Source organism: Ciceribacter sp. L1K22 (genome assembly GCF_017599385.1).
GTDB lineage: Bacteria > Pseudomonadota > Alphaproteobacteria > Rhizobiales > Rhizobiaceae > Allorhizobium.
The window spans coordinates 3231436-3246799 of the sequence record NZ_JAGFPK010000001.1 but is presented as its reverse complement, the minus strand read 5'-3'; the positions used below and the strand labels follow the sequence as shown (position 1 = coordinate 3246799).

Below are 15364 nucleotides of genomic sequence, written 5' to 3'. Positions count from 1 at the left end.
GGGCATTGCTTAAGCCACCTGAAAGGCAAAGAACTGTCTCCAGGAGACGCGGACCCATGTCTGATATAGCCGATTTCGATCCCAAGCCCCGTCGCCCTTCTGTCGCTGTGGATGTTGGCGGCGTGGGCGTAGGGGGCGGGGCGCCGGTCGTTGTCCAGTCGATGACCAATACCGACACCGCCGACGTTGACGCGACGGTCGCGCAGGTCGCGGCACTCCACAAGGCCGGGTCGGAAATCGTGCGCATCACAGTCGACCGTGATGAGAGTGCGGCCGCAGTGCCGAAAATACGCGAGCGGTTGCTGCGGCTCGGGCTGGACGTCCCTTTGGTAGGCGACTTTCATTACATCGGCCACAAGCTCCTTGCGGATCATCCAGCCTGTGCCGAGGCCCTCGCGAAATACCGCATCAACCCCGGAAATGTCGGCTTCAAGGACAAGAAAGACAAGCAATTCGCCGAGATCGTGGAGATGGCGATCCGCTACAACAAGCCCGTTCGTATCGGTGTGAACTGGGGCTCGCTTGACCAGGAGTTGTTGACCAGCCTGATGGACAAGAATCAGGGAGCCGGCTCTCCGTTGTCGGCTCGACAGGTGACACGGGAAGCCATCGTCCAGTCTGCCCTTTTGTCTGCAGAACTCGCTGAGGAGATAGGTCTTTCGCGGGACAAGATCATCCTTTCGGCCAAAGTGAGCCAAGTTCAGGATCTGATCGCCGTGTATTCGATGCTTGCGGCCCGCTCGAACCACGCACTCCATCTTGGACTGACAGAGGCGGGCATGGGGTCGAAGGGTATTGTCGCCTCTTCTGCGTCCATGGGGTACCTCCTGCAACACGGCATCGGCGATACGATCCGCGTTTCGCTTACCCCCGAACCGAATGGAGACCGCACCCGTGAGGTTCAGGTGGCGCAGGAACTGCTGCAGGTCATGGGATTTAGGCAGTTTATACCGGTTGTTGCGGCATGTCCCGGCTGCGGCCGAACGACATCAACGGTCTTCCAGGAACTGGCGCAGCGGATTCAGGACGACATTCGCAAGAATATGCCGGTCTGGCGGGAGAAATATCCCGGGGTTGAGGGGCTGAATGTCGCCGTGATGGGCTGTATCGTCAATGGACCCGGCGAAAGCAAACATGCCGATATCGGTATTTCGCTTCCAGGCACGGGCGAAAGCCCCGCCGCTCCCGTGTTCATCGATGGGCAGAAAGCGATGACACTGCGCGGTCCCAACATCGCCGCTGATTTCGAGGCCCTGGTGATCGACTACATCGAGAAACGCTACGGCCAGAGATCCGCCGCTGAGTGAGCGGCCGCTATCTTCATATCGCCGTAATTGTTATGTTGCTCGCTGATCAAATCGCGATGGAGAATCATGACCGATGTTGAAGAAGCTGCCCATTCTGGCTCTCGCGGCCGTTTATCTCAGTGCCTGCACCACCACCGATCCCTACACCGGTGAGCAGAAGATGTCGAACACCGCAGGCGGTGCGATGCTCGGTGCGGCGGCCGGCGCACTCGGCGGCCTTGCTGTCGGAGGTTCGGCTACCGGGCGGCGTGATTCCGCTCTGGTTGGTGCCGCCATCGGCGGTCTGGCCGGCGGCATGATCGGCAATTACATGGATCGGCAAGAGTCGGAGCTGCGCGCGCAACTTCAGGGGACCGGGATTTCTGTCACTCGTAACGGCGACCGCATTATACTCAACATGCCGTCAAACATCACGTTCGCGACTGATCAATACGCGGTCATGCCGCAGTTCTATCCGACTCTCAACTCGGTTGCGATCGTCCTTCGGAAGTTCGACAAGACGCTCATCGACGTCAACGGACATACGGACTCCACCGGTAGCCTGCAGCACAACGAGCAGCTGTCTCAGAACCGCGCTCAGTCCGTGGCTAACTATCTGTTCGGCCAGGGCGTCGATTCCCGCCGCGTTTCGGCCATGGGGTTCGGTCCGAGCCAACCGGTTGCGCCCAATTCCACAGCGGAAGGCCGGGCGCAGAACCGTCGCGTGGAGATCCAGATCGCCCCAATCAAGGCCTGACTCTAAGGGGCCGGTTGGGCAAGGGACGGCGTCGCGCAACGCGCGGCGCCCTCTTCATATCAGCGGGCCATCAAGAGCTTGAAGCCGGCAAAGGTGAAAAACACCGCAAGCGTTCCATCAATGTAGCGGCGTGCTGCATCATAGGTGCGCAGCGCCCCGGGTGTCGAGAAAAGCATTGCATAGCCCATAAAGACTGTGAAACCGGTGATCAGGCAGCCGCAAACGACGGATACCACGGCCGCCGAAGTGGCTTCTGCCGGTAGGCCTAGAGAGATGATTGCCAGCCATGCAAAGATGGCCTTCGGGTTCGTGATATGTATGGCATAGCCTTTTAGAAATACACCTTTCAGGCTGATCCTCGCGTTCGCAACGCTCAGCCTGTTTGTGCTGCTTGCGGCCGAGCGAAAAGCGCGCCAGGCAAGGTACAGCAAATAGAGGCCGCCTAGGATACGCATCAAAACCAGAGCTTGAGCGTAGTGTGACAGGACGGCGGCAAGCCCTAGAGAAGCGGCGATCGCCCAAGTCATCGACCCGCAGAAAATCCCGGCGGCGATCGTTATCCCGTGTCGTCGTCCATGGCTCAGGGATGTCGAGGCGATCGCAAGGGTGGCTGGTCCGGCGCTGAGTACTGCGATGAGATAAACGAGGTATGCACTCGCGAGCTGAGGCCAGTGGTAGATGACTTCTATCATCAAGTGCTTCTCCGCTGTTTTCCAACACCTGTTCTAACCAGAAGGAAGCGGCGCCCTACCTCTTTCGACCGGCGATGAAACGTGCCGCATCTCTCAAGGGTTGTGCGGCGTCACCGAAAGGACTGAGCACGCCGCACGCCTCGGTCGCGAGCTTTTCAAGTTCTTCATGCGCCCATTCGACACCCCTGAGGCGCACAAGCGTTGCTTTTCCCTTGGCGGCATCTTTCCCGGTTGCCTTCCCCATGGTGATGGGATCTGAAGTGACGTCCAGAAGATCATCCGCCAGTTGAAACGCGCGGCCGATGATCTCCCCGAACTGCCGAAGACGGCTGCGGTCCTGTGCGTTACTTCCAGCAATAATTGCGCCGGCTTCGCAGGCAAAACGCAGCAAAGCGCCAGTTTTCATGGCTTGGAGCATGACGATTCCCGCCTCGTCCGGCTGCGCCTTCTCCGCAGCGAGGTCGAGCATCTGGCCGCCAGCCATTCCGCCGATACCGGCCGCGCGCGCGAGTTCGAGGACCAGAGCCACCTTGGCAGCGTCCGGCAGGGGCGTTTCCGGCGACGCTATGATGTCGAAAGCATACGTAAGGAGACCATCGCCAGCGAGAATGGCGGTCGCCTGGTCGTATTTCACATGCACCGTCGGTTTGCCGCGGCGCATGTCATCATCGTCCATCGCAGGAAGGTCATCGTGGACGAGCGAATAGCTGTGCAGACATTCCAGCGCGCAACCGATCTGCAGCGCCGCTTCGTCGTTTCCCGCAAAGAGGCGCGTCGATTGCATTACGAGGTATGGTCGCAGGCGCTTGCCCCCGTTCAATGCCCCGTAATGCATGGCTTCGATCAGTTGCTGTGGACGGGCCAACTCTCCAACTTGAGTGGCGCGATCCAGAAGGATCGCGAGGCGGGCTTCGACCGTCTCGGCATAGGATGAAAGGCTGGTTTGGAAGGCGTCGTCGCTGCGGATCATAAGCGCTATGTGACACGGCAACCGAGGACAGGCAACGGGAATCGCACGTGGAGGCGACACTCGTCGCGTGTCGAGTACTGGTCATGCCGCCATGGTCTCGCTAAAGAGATTGCAGAGCCGGAGTACAAGCAGAGGAAGCAGTCGTTGGCAATCGTGCAGGTGGTGTTCGCATGACAGCGGAAGTGAGAGCCCGTCCTCGTGCCTTGTTGGCCCGTGCCGTTCACGTCGCACTTTTTCTGATCATCCTGCCCTATCTGTTGATTTTCCTTTATGCCCTGCCACCTGTGCGGCCGGTGTCCACCTTGATGATCGCCGAATTGGCGACTTTTAGCGGCTATGATCGCCAATGGGTGGCATTTGATGACATTTCACCAAATCTTGTCAGGTCGGTGATGATGTCCGAGGATGGACAATTCTGCTCACACTATGGTGTTGATTGGACCCAGATGAGGTCCGTCGTTGAGGATACGTTATCTGGTGAGGCTACTCGTGGCGCCAGCACGATACCAATGCAGACTGCGAAGAACCTGTTTCTCTGGAACGGCCGATCTTTCATCCGGAAGGCGCTGGAACTCCCCCTCGCTCTCGTCTCGGATCTGACGTGGTCGAAACGACGGATGATGGAGATCTACCTGAACATTGCGGAGTGGGGGCCCGGCATCTACGGTATCGAAGCCGCTGCGCGGCATCATTTCAACACTTCTGCCGCGAAGCTCAGCCAGAGGCAGTCCGCACTGCTTGCCGTTTCCTTGCCTAACCCTATAGAGCGTGTCGCGAGCAAGCCCAGCCGCTCCATGAACAGGTTGGCAGCCGTCATTGAGCGACGGGCTCGTCAATCGGGAGACTACATCACTTGTCTTTATGATTGATTCAACGAACTTTTGTTGGTCAATCCTAGGCGAAATCTGTTTAGTCGGCTGCAACTTAACAGGAGTGCGACATGGCTGATCTCGTTCTCTACATCGGCAACAAGAACTATTCATCATGGTCTTTTCGTTCATGGCTTGCCATGGATGCACGTGGCATCCCGTTTCAAGAGCATTTGATTCCGTTCGATTTCCCCGCGGGAAACCCAAAGCTCAAGGAGGTGTCTCCGACGGGTCGTGTCCCGCTTCTCCAGCACGGAGCGCTGAAGATCTGGGAATCGCTTTCCATTATCGAGTATTTGGCAGAGATCCATGCTGACGCCGGGATGTGGCCTTGCAATGTGAGTGACCGTGCTATCGCCCGATCGATCTCCATGGAGATGGCATCGGGCTTCCGGGCGCTGCGCAACGCCTGCCCCATGAATATCCGGCGACGCCCGGGACGAATAGATCTCCCTGACGGCGTCATGGACGATGTCGCGCGAATTCGGGCACTCTGGCACGGTTTATTGGCGAAGTCAGGAGGACCGTTCCTGTTCGGCGACTTTAGCGCCGCAGATGCGATGTTCGCTCCTGTGGTGAACCGTTTCAGCATCTACGAACTGGTCGATGACAGCGACAGCCTGGGGTACATGCAGACGATGCAGGCGCATCCGTCCTGGATTAAATGGCGAGACGCTGCGCTTCAGGAGTCATGGCTTGTCCCTGAAGACGAGGTGTAGGTCAGGGGTATAGCAAAAAATCACGCTAGGGACTGGTCAAAGGCGCGGGGGACATGTATAAGCCCGCCAAATTCCGAGATCGAGACATGCGAGGTCCGGCCCTTTTGTAAGGCTGGCGAGTATGTTTTACCCGTCATGTGGAGTAGTTGAAATGGCTGTACCGAAGAGAAAAACAAGCCCGTCCAAGCGCGGTATGCGCCGCTCGGCTGATGGTCTGAAGGCTCCGACCTACGTTGAAGACAAGAATTCCGGCGAACTGCGCCGTCCCCATCACGTCGACCTCAAGACCGGGATGTACCGCGGTCGTCAGGTTCTGACGCCGAAGGAAAATGCATAATCATTTCTTAATGATGACGCGTAAAGGCCGGCTTGTCCGGCCTTTTGTTTTGCGGGCGCTATTGGGGCCTCATCTCAAACAGATGACCCGGTGTGCGGCCAATATCGCTAATCAAAAATCTTCTTGGCAGAACCGCTTCTTCGGCACCGCAACCAGTTTTGTTGACCGACCTGCCGGCCTTGTTGATTGACGTTTCCGACTGAAAGAACCGGGCATCTGTTAAAGGCTGTCGAGCTTGTTCTGCAGCGACCGCAACTGCTCTTTCAATTCGTCAATATCCTTCGCCTCAGGCTTCTTGGTTTCCTTGGGTGTCTGTGGGCCGAGGAACGGTGAAAACATCTGCATCGCCTGCTGGAAAAGTTCGGTATTGCGCTTTACCTGCTCTTCGACCAGTTGCATCGGCATGTGAAGATTTTTTGACAAAGGCATCTCGCCAAAAGCTTTCGCCATCTGATCGCGCATCTGACTTTGCTGATCCGCAAACGCTTTCATGGAATGTTCCAGAAAGCTCGGAACAACCATCTGCATCTGATCGCCATAGTAGCTTATAAGCTGCCGCAGGAACGAAATCGGGAGCAATGTATTGCCGGTTTTGGACTCTTGCTCAAAGATGATCTGTGTGAGGACCGAATGGGTAATGTCCTCGCCCGTCTTGGCATCCTGGACCGTGAAGTCCTCCCCCTTCTTTACCATCTTGGCCAGGTCGTCGAGCGTCACATAAGTGCTGGTGCCGGTATTATAGAGCCGTCGGTTGGCATATTTTTTGATAACGATCTCGCCCTCGGCCTTCGCCATGTCGGTCTCCTAACCCATAGATTTGATTATTATTGCCTTCTCCCAAGACAACTGTAATCGCAAACGGAGCGTCCTGACAATCTCTTTGTGCGATGCGGGATTTGCGTCTGTTTCCTGCTTCATCACCAGGTGTTCATACAACCAAAAGACGATAGCGATGCTGCCCTGTTTCATTTGACTCTCACATAAAGCTTTGCCAGTTTCGTTGCACAGCAAAAACACGTCCGAGGAGACACCATGAGCATCACGTCAATCGTTGTCGCAAGCGCGGCACGTACTCCCGTCGGTTCGTTCAACGGTGCATTCGCATCGGTTCCAGCCCATGAGCTTGGCGCCACGGTGATCAGGAGCGTGCTGGAGCGCGCCGGCGTTGCCGGCGAGGAAGTCGATGAAGTCATTCTCGGACAAATACTCACCGCGGGGGAGGGGCAAAACCCTGCTCGTCAGGCGGCGATGAAAGCCGGCATTCCGCAGGAAGCGACGGCATGGGGTATCAACCAGCTTTGCGGCTCGGGACTTCGCGCGGTTGCTCTTGGCATGCAGCAGATCGCGACTGGAGATGCCAAGATTATCGTCGCCGGCGGTCAGGAATCGATGTCCATGGCACCCCATTGCGCGCATCTGCGGTCGGGGACCAAGATGGGCGACATGCGGATGGTCGACACGATGATCAGGGACGGTCTCACCGATGCGTTTTATGGTTATCACATGGGAATAACCGCGGAGAATGTCGCCCGGCAGTGGCAGTTGTCCCGCGACGAGCAGGACGCATTCGCTCTTTCGTCACAGAACAAGGCCGAAGCGGCGCAAAAAGCGGGCAAGTTCAAGGATGAAATTGTTCCGGTGGTCGTTTCAAGCCGCAAGGGAGACATCACCGTCGATGCCGATGAATACATCCGTCACGGAGCGACTTTAGATAGCTTGACGAAGCTGAAACCCGCCTTTGACAAGGAAGGCAGTGTCACGGCTGGCAACGCATCCGGAATCAACGACGGTGCAGCGGCTGCCCTCCTGATGACCGAAGCCGAAGCTGCTCGCCGCGGCATTTCTCCGATGGCTCGTATCGCATCATGGGCGACGGCTGGCGTTGACCCGAAGATCATGGGCACCGGGCCGATCCCGGCGTCTCGAAAGGCGCTGGAGAAGGCCGGCTGGAAAGTCAGCGATATCGAACTGGTGGAGGCAAACGAAGCGTTTGCCGCACAGGCCTGCGCCGTCAACAAGGATCTCGGCTGGGACACATCAATCGTGAATGTCAATGGCGGCGCCATCGCCATTGGCCATCCAGTGGGCGCTTCCGGGGCCCGTATTCTCAACACCCTGCTGTTTGAGATGAAACGGAGGGGCGCAAAGAAAGGGCTAGCGACATTATGCATCGGTGGAGGAATGGGTGTGGCGATGTGCCTTGAAGCACTGTGACGACACGCAATCTCCTTGGTGACGATTAAGGCTCCCGTAGAGGAGCTCATCCAAAAACAATCGTGGCGTCTAATGAGGGAGGACATACATGGGCAGGGTAGCGTTGGTCACAGGCGGCACGCGCGGCATAGGAGCGGCCATTTCCATTGCTTTCAAGCAGCAAGGGTATCGTGTGGCCGCCAATTACGCCGGTAATGACGAGAAGGCCAAGGCGTTTGAAGCGGAAACAGGTATTGCGGTCTTCAAGTGGGATGTTTCCGACTATCAGGCTTGTGCCGCTGGCGTCGCGAATGTTGAAGCGGCAATCGGCCCGGTCGAAGTGCTCGTCAACAATGCTGGCATCACTCGGGACGCCATGTTCCACAAAATGACCCCCGAGCAATGGAACGAGGTGATCGGGACGAACCTTACAGGCCTGTTCAACATGACCCATCTTGTGTGGACCGGAATGCGGGACCGGAACTTCGGTCGCATCATCAATATCTCGTCGATCAACGGCCAGAAGGGTCAGATGGGACAAGCTAACTATTCAGCGGCTAAAGCGGGTGATCTAGGTTTCACCAAGGCGCTTGCCCAGGAAGGCGCAGCGAAGGGCATTACTGTCAATGCTGTCTGCCCGGGTTATATTGGCACCGAAATGGTACGGGCCATCCCTGAAAAAGTGCTCAACGAACGCATCATCCCCCAGATACCGGTCGGTCGGCTGGGGGAACCGGAAGAAATTGCCCGGTGCGTATCTTTTCTTGCTTCCGATGATGCGGGCTTCATAACCGGGTCGACAATTTCGGCCAACGGCGGGCAGTTCTTCGTTTAAGAGAACCCATGAGAAAAGGGGCCGCGTAACTGCGACCCCTTCATTTGGACTTGAAACGCGCTTTAGCGGCAACGCGCTTCGTAAGTGCGGCCGTAGCGGTCGCGATATACGCAATAACCAGGACGGTCCTGAGCTTGGCCGATCAATGCGCCAGCAACACCGCCAACCGCGGCTCCGACTGCTGCGCCACCCCAAGAATTGGTCGCAACGCCACCCACGACGCCGCCAACGGCCGCGCCGGTAGCCGCGCCTTTTTCGGTCGCCGTGCAAGATGCTAACGTGCCAATAAGGGCGATAGAGAGAAGAATCTTTTTCATGAGGTACTCCGACGGTTGATTTAAATTCTGCCCATAAGGAGCAGGATAAGAACAATCACGAGAACCAACCCCAGTCCGCCGGACGGGCCATAACCCCATGACCGACTATAGCCCCAGTTCGGCAAGGCACCGATCAGCAACAAGATTAGAACCACCAGCAAAATCGTACCGAGCATGTAAACCTCTCCTTTGGATGCTTCGCGATCTGTCCCTTAATGAATCTGCGCAGTTTTTGTTCCCCATGCCGTTTTGAAACGGGCGATCAGAGATCCCCGTGTCGCTACCCAACCCTCCGCCTGAGCGGAGGTAATACGAGGCTTGGTTATCCGTGCCGACCTTCCCGGCGACATCACGATCCAGGGGGCAGCGCTAAAGCGGGACAAAATCCTGTTTAGCTCGCTCTGCCTTTCGACCATCAGGAGGTGTCCTGTCTGGCCAAACAGTACCGTCATCGCGTTAGGCATGCTTCGTGCCAATCTGAGCTGATGATGCGCGGGGACAATCTCGTCATTTGCACCAACAAGATTGAGAACGGGTGTGGTGATCTTTTCGAGATGATCCAGCAGAGTGCTGTTCTGGAACCAACGGACGACTGAACCCACGTCTTCCGGGCGACAACACTGAAGACGCACCCGCACGTCTTCCATCATCTGCTGTGTCTCGTCACTCTCCCAAGGGCAGGACTTATCGTAGACACAATCAATGGAGCCTGAGCGGAAGGTCTCCCGCGTGGAAATCCATCTCTTGAACAAAGTCTGAAAAAGGGCGGGGCCGATGTGTGGTATCCGCAGCAGGCGCGCAGCAAGGCGCTCACGTCCCTCAAATCGGCCGCAGGCGAATCCACCGATCAGCACGATCGCACGAACAAGATCGGGTCTGGCTGCCGCGATCGCAAGGGACACGAAGCCACCGGTGGAATGGCCGAATAACGTAACAGGCTGGCCTCGGAAATCTCGTTCGATCGCATTCGCATATGCCGAAACTATTTGCTGGGTGTAGAGTGGCTGACCCGCGACAGGAAGCGGCCATCCGTCATGGCCGGGGAGGGGATAGGCAATCGTCTTGTGCTCAAGCATGAATTGGGGTGCGTAAAGCCGCCAGAAGACTGGCGCCATTCCCAACCCGTGGATCAGCGCGAAGTTGTGGCCGGGGAAAGCCGAAAGTTGTTCGGGGGGTGGAAGCGGAAGGGACATGTTCTTGACCTCGGCGCTTCAACGAAAAGGGCACGAAAATGTTCCCATCGAGGTCGGATGCCGGAAGCTCCAGGTCATTGCGCCTTCCTCTCACTGCAGGCACTTGCCAATTCCTGGCGTTACCGCCCGGACCTCATTCCGTCATCGGCATTTTTCGGCCGCGGTGAGTTCCGTCGCTTGCCTTTCTGAAAATTCATAGCCATTTGATTGTCGACGTCGCCAACGTGGCGTCTAGTCGTGGAGTTTAAGGTTGACATCGCATCCCATGATCCTGACCGGTCGCGGTGTAACTGCCGTGTTGGGGCCGACCAATACCGGGAAAACGCATTTCGCGATCGAAAGGATGATCGCTCATGGCTCGGGTATCATAGGATTGCCTCTTCGGCTGCTCGCCCGGGAAGTCTACGGCCGTCTTGTCGAAAAGGTTGGTGCTGCGCAGGTCGCCTTAATCACCGGAGAGGAGCGTATAACACCTGTAGCGGCCCGGTTTTCCGTCTGTACGGTCGAAGCAATGCCACGGGATACGAAAGCGTCTTTCGTGGCCATCGACGAGATACAGTTGGCTGGCGATCTCGAGCGCGGACATATTTTTACGGACAGGCTACTGCACCTGCGTGGACGAGACGAGACTTTGTTGCTTGGCTCGGCAACGATGAAGTCCATCCTTCTTCAGCTGCTGCCCGGTATAACAATCGTCGAGCGCCCCCGTCTCTCGCAGCTTCTCTATGCAGGACAAAAAAAGACCACGCGTCTTCCGCAGCGTACGGCTATTGTGGCCTTTTCCGCCGATGAGGTTTATGCCATCGCTGAACTCATACGGCGACAGCGTGGCGGTGCAGCCGTCGTTCTTGGCGCCTTGAGCCCACGCACACGCAATGCACAGGTGGCGCTCTACCAATCCGGCGATGTCGAGTACCTGGTCGCGACAGATGCCATCGGTATGGGGCTCAATCTTGACGTTGATCATGTTGCTTTTGCACAGGATCGCAAGTTTGACGGCTATCAGTTTCGGAACCTAAATCCCGGTGAGCTTGGGCAGATAGCAGGTCGTGCTGGACGTCATGTGCGGGATGGGACCTTCGGCGTCACGGGCCGGGTGGCGCCTTTCGATGATGAACTGGTTGAACGGTTGGAGGTACATGCATTCGATCCCGTCAAGGTCCTGCAATGGCGCACGGCGCGTCTCGACTATTCATCCATAGATGCACTGCGCCGGAGTCTTGACGCGGCGCCGCAGATTGGTGGTCTTGCGAGGGCTTTGCCGGCCGTCGATCAGCAGGCGCTTGAATATCTGGCGCGGTACCCGGAGATCAGAGATGCTGCCACTGATGCAGAAAAAGTGGAAAAGCTCTGGGAAGCCTGCGCTTTGCCTGACTATCGCCGGATCACACCTGCGCAGCATGCGGATCTGATCTCCACGCTGTTTTTCGATCTCGTACGTCACGGCACGGTCAACGAGAACTTCATGGCGGAACAGGTCAAAAGGGCCGATCGAATAGATGGTGAAATAGACACGCTGTCCGCCAGGATTGCGCAGATCCGAACATGGACCTATGTCTCCAATCGGCCGGGTTGGCTTGCCGATCCGACACACTGGCAAGAAAAGACGCGGGAAATCGAGGATCGGTTGTCCGATGCGTTACATGAACGGTTGACGAAACGCTTTGTTGATCGCAGGACATCTGTGCTCATGAAGCGCTTAAGAGAGAATGCGATGCTGGAAGCAGAAATCAGTGTTAATGGTGACGTCTTCGTGGAAGGTCATCTGATGGGGCAATTGGCGGGATTTCGTTTCACGACCGTCGCCGGCACGGACGGCCCCGATGCGAAGGCTGTCCAGTCTGCTGCCCAAAAGGCGCTGCATCTCGAGTTTGAAGCGCGCGCCGCTCGACTGCATGCCTGCGGCAACAGCGACCTCGCGCTTAGCTCCGACGGTTTGGTCCGTTGGCTCGGCGACCCGGTGGGTCGTCTCACGGGAAGTGATCACATCCTTCATCCTCGGGTGATCCTACTTGCGGACGAGCAGCTTTCGGGTAACGCCAGGGAACATGTGGTTGCCCGTATCGAGCGCTTTGTGAATCACCATATCGCGACCGTTCTGAAGCCGCTCGATGATCTCTCGAGAGCCGAGGATTTGCAGGGTCTTGCAAAAGGTCTCGCTTTTCAGTTGGTGGAAAATCTGGGGGTTCTGTTCCGTCGAGATGTGGCCGATGACGTTAAGTCTCTCGATCAGGACGCTCGTGCGTCCATGCGGCGTCACGGCGTACGTTTTGGTGCCTATCACGTTTTCATGCCTGCGTTGCTGAAGCCAGCGCCGGCCGAATTGATAACTTTGTTGTGGGCCCTGAAGAATGATGGTCTCGATAAGGCCGGCTATGGCGAATTGATACCGGTGCTTGCGGCAGGTCGGACCTCGGTCGCCACGGATAGTGGCTTCGAGCGAACCTTCTACAAACTGGCCGGTTTCCGCTTTCTCGGAAAACGTGCAGTTCGTATCGACATACTTGAGCGGCTCGCGGACCTCATTCGTCCGCTTTTGCAGTGGAAGCCGGGACAGGGTCCACGCCCTGAGGGTGCTTATGATGGCCGTCGGTTCACCGCAACCACTGCGATGTTGTCGATTCTAGGGGCGACACCAGATGATATAGAAGAAATCCTCAAGGGACTTGGCTATCGCGCCGATGTTGTCTCGGCAGCCGAAGCAGCGGAGTTCTTGCAGAAGCAAAACCCAGTCACTTCCGACGCAGCCGACATAGTGCCGGGGTCCCCGGTTCCTCCCATTGCTTCTGAGGTGACGGAGGAGACTTCCGAGACGTCCCAGGCAGATACTGAAGAGGCGGCGGTTGGTATTGATGAAGAGGCGGCTTCATCTGAACCGAAACCAGTTCTCCTTTGGCGGCCGGGCGGGCGGAATGATCAGCAACGTAGCGAGCGCGCTCTCACTCGGGATGGGCGGTCGCGACGTGATGAAGCTTCTCAAGGTCGTCACGGCGAAAACCGAAAGGGCCCGCCAAGGACTGGCGGAAACCGCGAGGAGCATAGCTCTAAGAAAGACAGGGCCGCGGCTCCCGATGGCAAAGGTCGGCATTCGAAATCGTCGCGCGATGATCGTCGGCAAAAGCCCCAGCAAGCTCGTTTTGAGGCAAATCCGCCCCGCAAGGAGCGACCCCTCGATCCCGACTCTCCCTTCGCGAAGCTGGCGGCGCTCAAGGAGCAGATGAAAAAATAGGACGTCATGGATCGCGCTGCGGAACATCGTCAACGTGTCGACAAGTGGCTCTATTTCGCCCGCATCGTGAAATCGCGGTCTCTTGCGCAAGCGTATATCGGCGGAGGCCATATCAAGATCAATGGCAACGCGGTTCATCAGGCAAGCCGCCTCGTTACACTTGAAGACCGCTTAGAGCTTTCCTTCGAGCATGCGGATAGCGTCCTCATTGTAAAGGGAATCGCCGACAGGCGGGGTCCGTATTCCGAGGCTCGGCTTCTTTATGAAGATGTGACGCCGTCAAAGACTGGCGAGCAGCGCCTTACACATCTACACCAGGCCCTCCGCAAGCCCGGAAGCGGGCGACCCACGAAACGTGAACGCCGCGCTATAGCAGCCTTGCGTCCCAGCGTCGCAGACGACAGCGATTAGAAAACTCTGTTCCTTTTCAGCTATTTTCAGGATGGTTTATCCTTGCTATAGCGCAGCCGAGCCAATAGCTCATTGGCTCCGACAGAAATTGGAGCGGCCAACGGACGGGTTCTGGCTGCTGTCAGACTGTCGGCGAAAAAATATTAGAAGGCTTGGAGTCCCGCATGACGTACGTCGTTACAGACAATTGCATACGCTGCAAGTACACCGACTGCGTGGAGGTCTGTCCGGTCGACTGTTTTTACGAGGGCGAAAATTTCCTCGTCATACATCCCGATGAGTGCATCGATTGCGGGGTTTGCGAACCGGAGTGTCCGGCTGAAGCCATCAAGCCTGACACAGAACCGGGTCTCGACTCCTGGTTAAAGCTTAATATGGAATATGCAAAAGTGTGGCCTAACATCACCACGAAGCGCGATGCTCTGCCGGAAGCCAAAGAGATGGACGGCCTAGAAGGGAAGCTCGAGAAATTTTTCTCCCCAAACCCCGGTCAGGGTGACTGACTGTTCGGTTCTCACCCGGTCCAATGAAGTGGCAGGCAAGGCGCAGCGTAGCCAAGCAGCAAAATATTGATTTCCGCATGCTTTTGTGCTACAACACAAAAACTGTTCCACTTTAGGCATGGGTATGCCCTAATTTTCACAAAACAAGCATGCTTCGGGCTAGGTCTTGGCGACTGCGCAGACATAAGTCGCGTCAAGATTAGGGCCGAGGGCATGTCGGCTTTTGTTTATAGGATCAGCAACGTGTGACCTGACGGTTTCCCCCGTCTCATCCGGGCCTGAATCGACCCGGCGCCGGCCTTGGGCTGGAAGCATAACAGGGAGTTTGTAATTCGAATGACGAACCAGCAGAAGAAATCCCCGATCCGTCAAGGCTTCAAGACCGGCGAATCGATCGTCTATCCTGCTCACGGGGTGGGTACCATCACGGCCATCGAGGAGCAAGAAGTTGCGGGCATGAAGCTTGAGCTTTTTGTCATTGATTTCGAGAAAGACAAGATGCGTCTCAAGGTTCCGGTCGCTAAGGCTGTGAGCATTGGCATGCGCAAGCTGTCGGAAACCGATTTTGTTGATCGCGCACTCAAGGTCGTACAAGGCAAGGCACGGGTAAAGCGTACCATGTGGTCCCGCCGCGCGCAGGAGTATGATGCAAAGATCAATTCGGGTGATTTGATATCGATCGCCGAGGTTGTCCGGGATCTCTACAGGGCCGAAAACCAGCCTGAGCAGTCCTATTCCGAGCGACAGCTCTACGAGGCCGCTTTAGACAGAATGGCTCGTGAAATTGCCGCGGTGAATAAAATGTCGGAAACTGAAGCGGTGCGCCTTATCGAAGCCAATCTCAACAAGGGTCCGAAGCGCGGAAAGGTTGTCGAAGAGGACGACGCGCAGGAAGAGGCGGCATAAAAGCCGGCAAAGAGTTACCAAAAAGGCGTCCGTTCAGGACGCCTTCAGACTGCTGACAAACCCGCCGATTTTTGCTTGGCGGGTTTTCTTGTTTTTAGGTGCGCGGTCAGGTGGTGTTTTGGTCTTAGGTTTTCGTGATCTTAATCG

17 protein-coding genes are annotated in these 15364 nt (G+C 56.7%); 11 read left to right on the top strand and 6 right to left on the bottom strand.

Going from position 1 to position 15364, the window contains the following annotated elements; genetic code table 11:
* The first annotated feature begins 56 nt into the window (after positions 1–56).
* A complete protein-coding gene (ispG, locus tag J5J09_RS16125) occupies positions 57–1307 on the top strand; it encodes a flavodoxin-dependent (E)-4-hydroxy-3-methylbut-2-enyl-diphosphate synthase (protein ID WP_208552225.1) in 1251 nt (416 codons plus the stop codon).
* Positions 1308–1380: 73 nt separating this feature from the next.
* Entirely contained in the window at positions 1381–2043 is a 663-nt protein-coding gene (locus J5J09_RS16120; RefSeq protein WP_208552221.1) for an OmpA family protein, read from the top strand.
* A 59-nt stretch (positions 2044–2102) separates the two neighbouring features.
* On the opposite strand, the gene J5J09_RS16115 is transcribed toward J5J09_RS16120, so the two are convergent.
* Positions 2103–2735 (bottom strand): LysE family translocator, encoded by a 633-nt coding sequence (locus J5J09_RS16115; RefSeq protein ID WP_208552220.1) that lies wholly within the window; start codon positions 2733–2735, stop codon positions 2103–2105.
* A 55-nt stretch (positions 2736–2790) separates the two neighbouring features.
* Positions 2791–3705, bottom strand: a complete 915-nt coding sequence (locus J5J09_RS16110) for a polyprenyl synthetase family protein (protein WP_208552218.1) — start codon at positions 3703–3705, stop codon at positions 2791–2793.
* A gap of 170 nt (positions 3706–3875) precedes the next feature.
* On the opposite strand from J5J09_RS16110, the gene mtgA reads away from it, so the two are divergent.
* From mtgA to rpmF, 3 genes are all read left to right on the top strand, one after another.
* Positions 3876–4574: a monofunctional biosynthetic peptidoglycan transglycosylase gene (gene mtgA / locus J5J09_RS16105; protein ID WP_208552215.1), complete on the top strand. Its 699-nt coding sequence runs from the start codon at positions 3876–3878 to the stop codon at positions 4572–4574.
* Positions 4575–4645: 71 nt separating this feature from the next.
* A complete protein-coding gene (locus J5J09_RS16100) occupies positions 4646–5293 on the top strand; it encodes a glutathione S-transferase family protein (protein ID WP_208552214.1) in 648 nt (215 codons plus the stop codon).
* 151 nt (positions 5294–5444) lie between these two features.
* On the top strand, positions 5445–5630 hold the full coding sequence (rpmF, locus tag J5J09_RS16095; protein ID WP_208552213.1) for a 50S ribosomal protein L32: 186 nt from the start codon (positions 5445–5447) through the stop codon (positions 5628–5630).
* 219 nt (positions 5631–5849) lie between these two features.
* Here rpmF and phaR read toward each other — a convergent pair whose 3' ends face one another.
* The gene (gene phaR, locus J5J09_RS16090) at positions 5850–6425 is read right to left on the bottom strand and encodes a polyhydroxyalkanoate synthesis repressor PhaR (RefSeq protein ID WP_208552212.1); all 576 of its coding nucleotides are present in this window, start codon (positions 6423–6425) and stop codon (positions 5850–5852) included.
* A 237-nt stretch (positions 6426–6662) separates the two neighbouring features.
* On the opposite strand from phaR, the gene J5J09_RS16085 reads away from it, so the two are divergent.
* Both J5J09_RS16085 and J5J09_RS16080 read left to right on the top strand, forming a co-directional pair.
* The gene (locus J5J09_RS16085) at positions 6663–7844 is read left to right on the top strand and encodes an acetyl-CoA C-acetyltransferase (protein ID WP_208552211.1); all 1182 of its coding nucleotides are present in this window, start codon (positions 6663–6665) and stop codon (positions 7842–7844) included.
* An 88-nt stretch (positions 7845–7932) separates the two neighbouring features.
* Positions 7933–8658, top strand: coding sequence for a beta-ketoacyl-ACP reductase (locus J5J09_RS16080; protein WP_208552209.1), 726 nt, complete (start codon positions 7933–7935; stop codon positions 8656–8658).
* Between the two features lie 62 nt (positions 8659–8720).
* On the opposite strand, the gene J5J09_RS16075 is transcribed toward J5J09_RS16080, so the two are convergent.
* The 3 genes from J5J09_RS16075 to J5J09_RS16065 are packed head-to-tail and all read right to left on the bottom strand — an operon-like array spanning position 8721 to position 10168.
* A complete protein-coding gene (locus tag J5J09_RS16075) occupies positions 8721–8975 on the bottom strand; it encodes a glycine zipper domain-containing protein (protein ID WP_208552206.1) in 255 nt (84 codons plus the stop codon).
* Positions 8976–8995: 20 nt separating this feature from the next.
* Complete coding sequence (locus J5J09_RS16070; protein WP_208552204.1) at positions 8996–9151, bottom strand: DUF3309 family protein; 156 nt, start codon at positions 9149–9151, stop codon at positions 8996–8998.
* A gap of 36 nt (positions 9152–9187) precedes the next feature.
* Entirely contained in the window at positions 9188–10168 is a 981-nt protein-coding gene (locus J5J09_RS16065) for an alpha/beta hydrolase (protein WP_208552203.1), read from the bottom strand.
* Between the two features lie 265 nt (positions 10169–10433).
* Between J5J09_RS16065 and J5J09_RS16060 the strand changes: the two genes are divergently transcribed.
* From J5J09_RS16060 to J5J09_RS16045, 4 genes are all read left to right on the top strand, one after another.
* Positions 10434–13397 (top strand): helicase-related protein, encoded by a 2964-nt coding sequence (locus tag J5J09_RS16060; protein ID WP_208553610.1) that lies wholly within the window; start codon positions 10434–10436, stop codon positions 13395–13397.
* A gap of 6 nt (positions 13398–13403) precedes the next feature.
* Entirely contained in the window at positions 13404–13808 is a 405-nt protein-coding gene (locus tag J5J09_RS16055) for an RNA-binding S4 domain-containing protein (RefSeq protein ID WP_208552201.1), read from the top strand.
* A gap of 164 nt (positions 13809–13972) precedes the next feature.
* Entirely contained in the window at positions 13973–14311 is a 339-nt protein-coding gene (gene fdxA / locus J5J09_RS16050; RefSeq protein ID WP_208552199.1) for a ferredoxin FdxA, read from the top strand.
* Between the two features lie 336 nt (positions 14312–14647).
* The gene (locus J5J09_RS16045) at positions 14648–15217 is read left to right on the top strand and encodes a CarD family transcriptional regulator (protein WP_208552198.1); all 570 of its coding nucleotides are present in this window, start codon (positions 14648–14650) and stop codon (positions 15215–15217) included.
* The last annotated feature ends 147 nt before the right edge of the window (positions 15218–15364 follow it).

Bases quoted from the DNA above. Each gene is read 5' to 3' on its own strand.
- J5J09_RS16120 (WP_208552221.1), top strand. From the start codon at position 1,381: ATGTTGAAGAAGCTGCCCATTCTGGCTCTCGCGGCCGTTTATCTCAGT.
- J5J09_RS16045 (WP_208552198.1), top strand. From the start codon at position 14,648: ATGACGAACCAGCAGAAGAAATCCCCGATCCGTCAAGGCTTCAAGACC.
- J5J09_RS16115 (WP_208552220.1), bottom strand. From the start codon at position 2,735: ATGATAGAAGTCATCTACCACTGGCCTCAGCTCGCGAGTGCATACCTC.
- J5J09_RS16100 (WP_208552214.1), top strand. From the start codon at position 4,646: ATGGCTGATCTCGTTCTCTACATCGGCAACAAGAACTATTCATCATGG.
- J5J09_RS16060 (WP_208553610.1), top strand. From the start codon at position 10,434: ATGATCCTGACCGGTCGCGGTGTAACTGCCGTGTTGGGGCCGACCAAT.
- fdxA (WP_208552199.1), top strand. From the start codon at position 13,973: ATGACGTACGTCGTTACAGACAATTGCATACGCTGCAAGTACACCGAC.
- ispG (WP_208552225.1), top strand. From the start codon at position 57: ATGTCTGATATAGCCGATTTCGATCCCAAGCCCCGTCGCCCTTCTGTC.
- rpmF (WP_208552213.1), top strand. From the start codon at position 5,445: ATGGCTGTACCGAAGAGAAAAACAAGCCCGTCCAAGCGCGGTATGCGC.
- J5J09_RS16075 (WP_208552206.1), bottom strand. From the start codon at position 8,975: ATGAAAAAGATTCTTCTCTCTATCGCCCTTATTGGCACGTTAGCATCT.
- J5J09_RS16070 (WP_208552204.1), bottom strand. From the start codon at position 9,151: ATGCTCGGTACGATTTTGCTGGTGGTTCTAATCTTGTTGCTGATCGGT.
- mtgA (WP_208552215.1), top strand. From the start codon at position 3,876: ATGACAGCGGAAGTGAGAGCCCGTCCTCGTGCCTTGTTGGCCCGTGCC.
- J5J09_RS16110 (WP_208552218.1), bottom strand. From the start codon at position 3,705: ATGATCCGCAGCGACGACGCCTTCCAAACCAGCCTTTCATCCTATGCC.
- J5J09_RS16065 (WP_208552203.1), bottom strand. From the start codon at position 10,168: ATGTCCCTTCCGCTTCCACCCCCCGAACAACTTTCGGCTTTCCCCGGC.
- phaR (WP_208552212.1), bottom strand. From the start codon at position 6,425: ATGGCGAAGGCCGAGGGCGAGATCGTTATCAAAAAATATGCCAACCGA.
- J5J09_RS16055 (WP_208552201.1), top strand. From the start codon at position 13,404: ATGGATCGCGCTGCGGAACATCGTCAACGTGTCGACAAGTGGCTCTAT.
- J5J09_RS16085 (WP_208552211.1), top strand. From the start codon at position 6,663: ATGAGCATCACGTCAATCGTTGTCGCAAGCGCGGCACGTACTCCCGTC.
- J5J09_RS16080 (WP_208552209.1), top strand. From the start codon at position 7,933: ATGGGCAGGGTAGCGTTGGTCACAGGCGGCACGCGCGGCATAGGAGCG.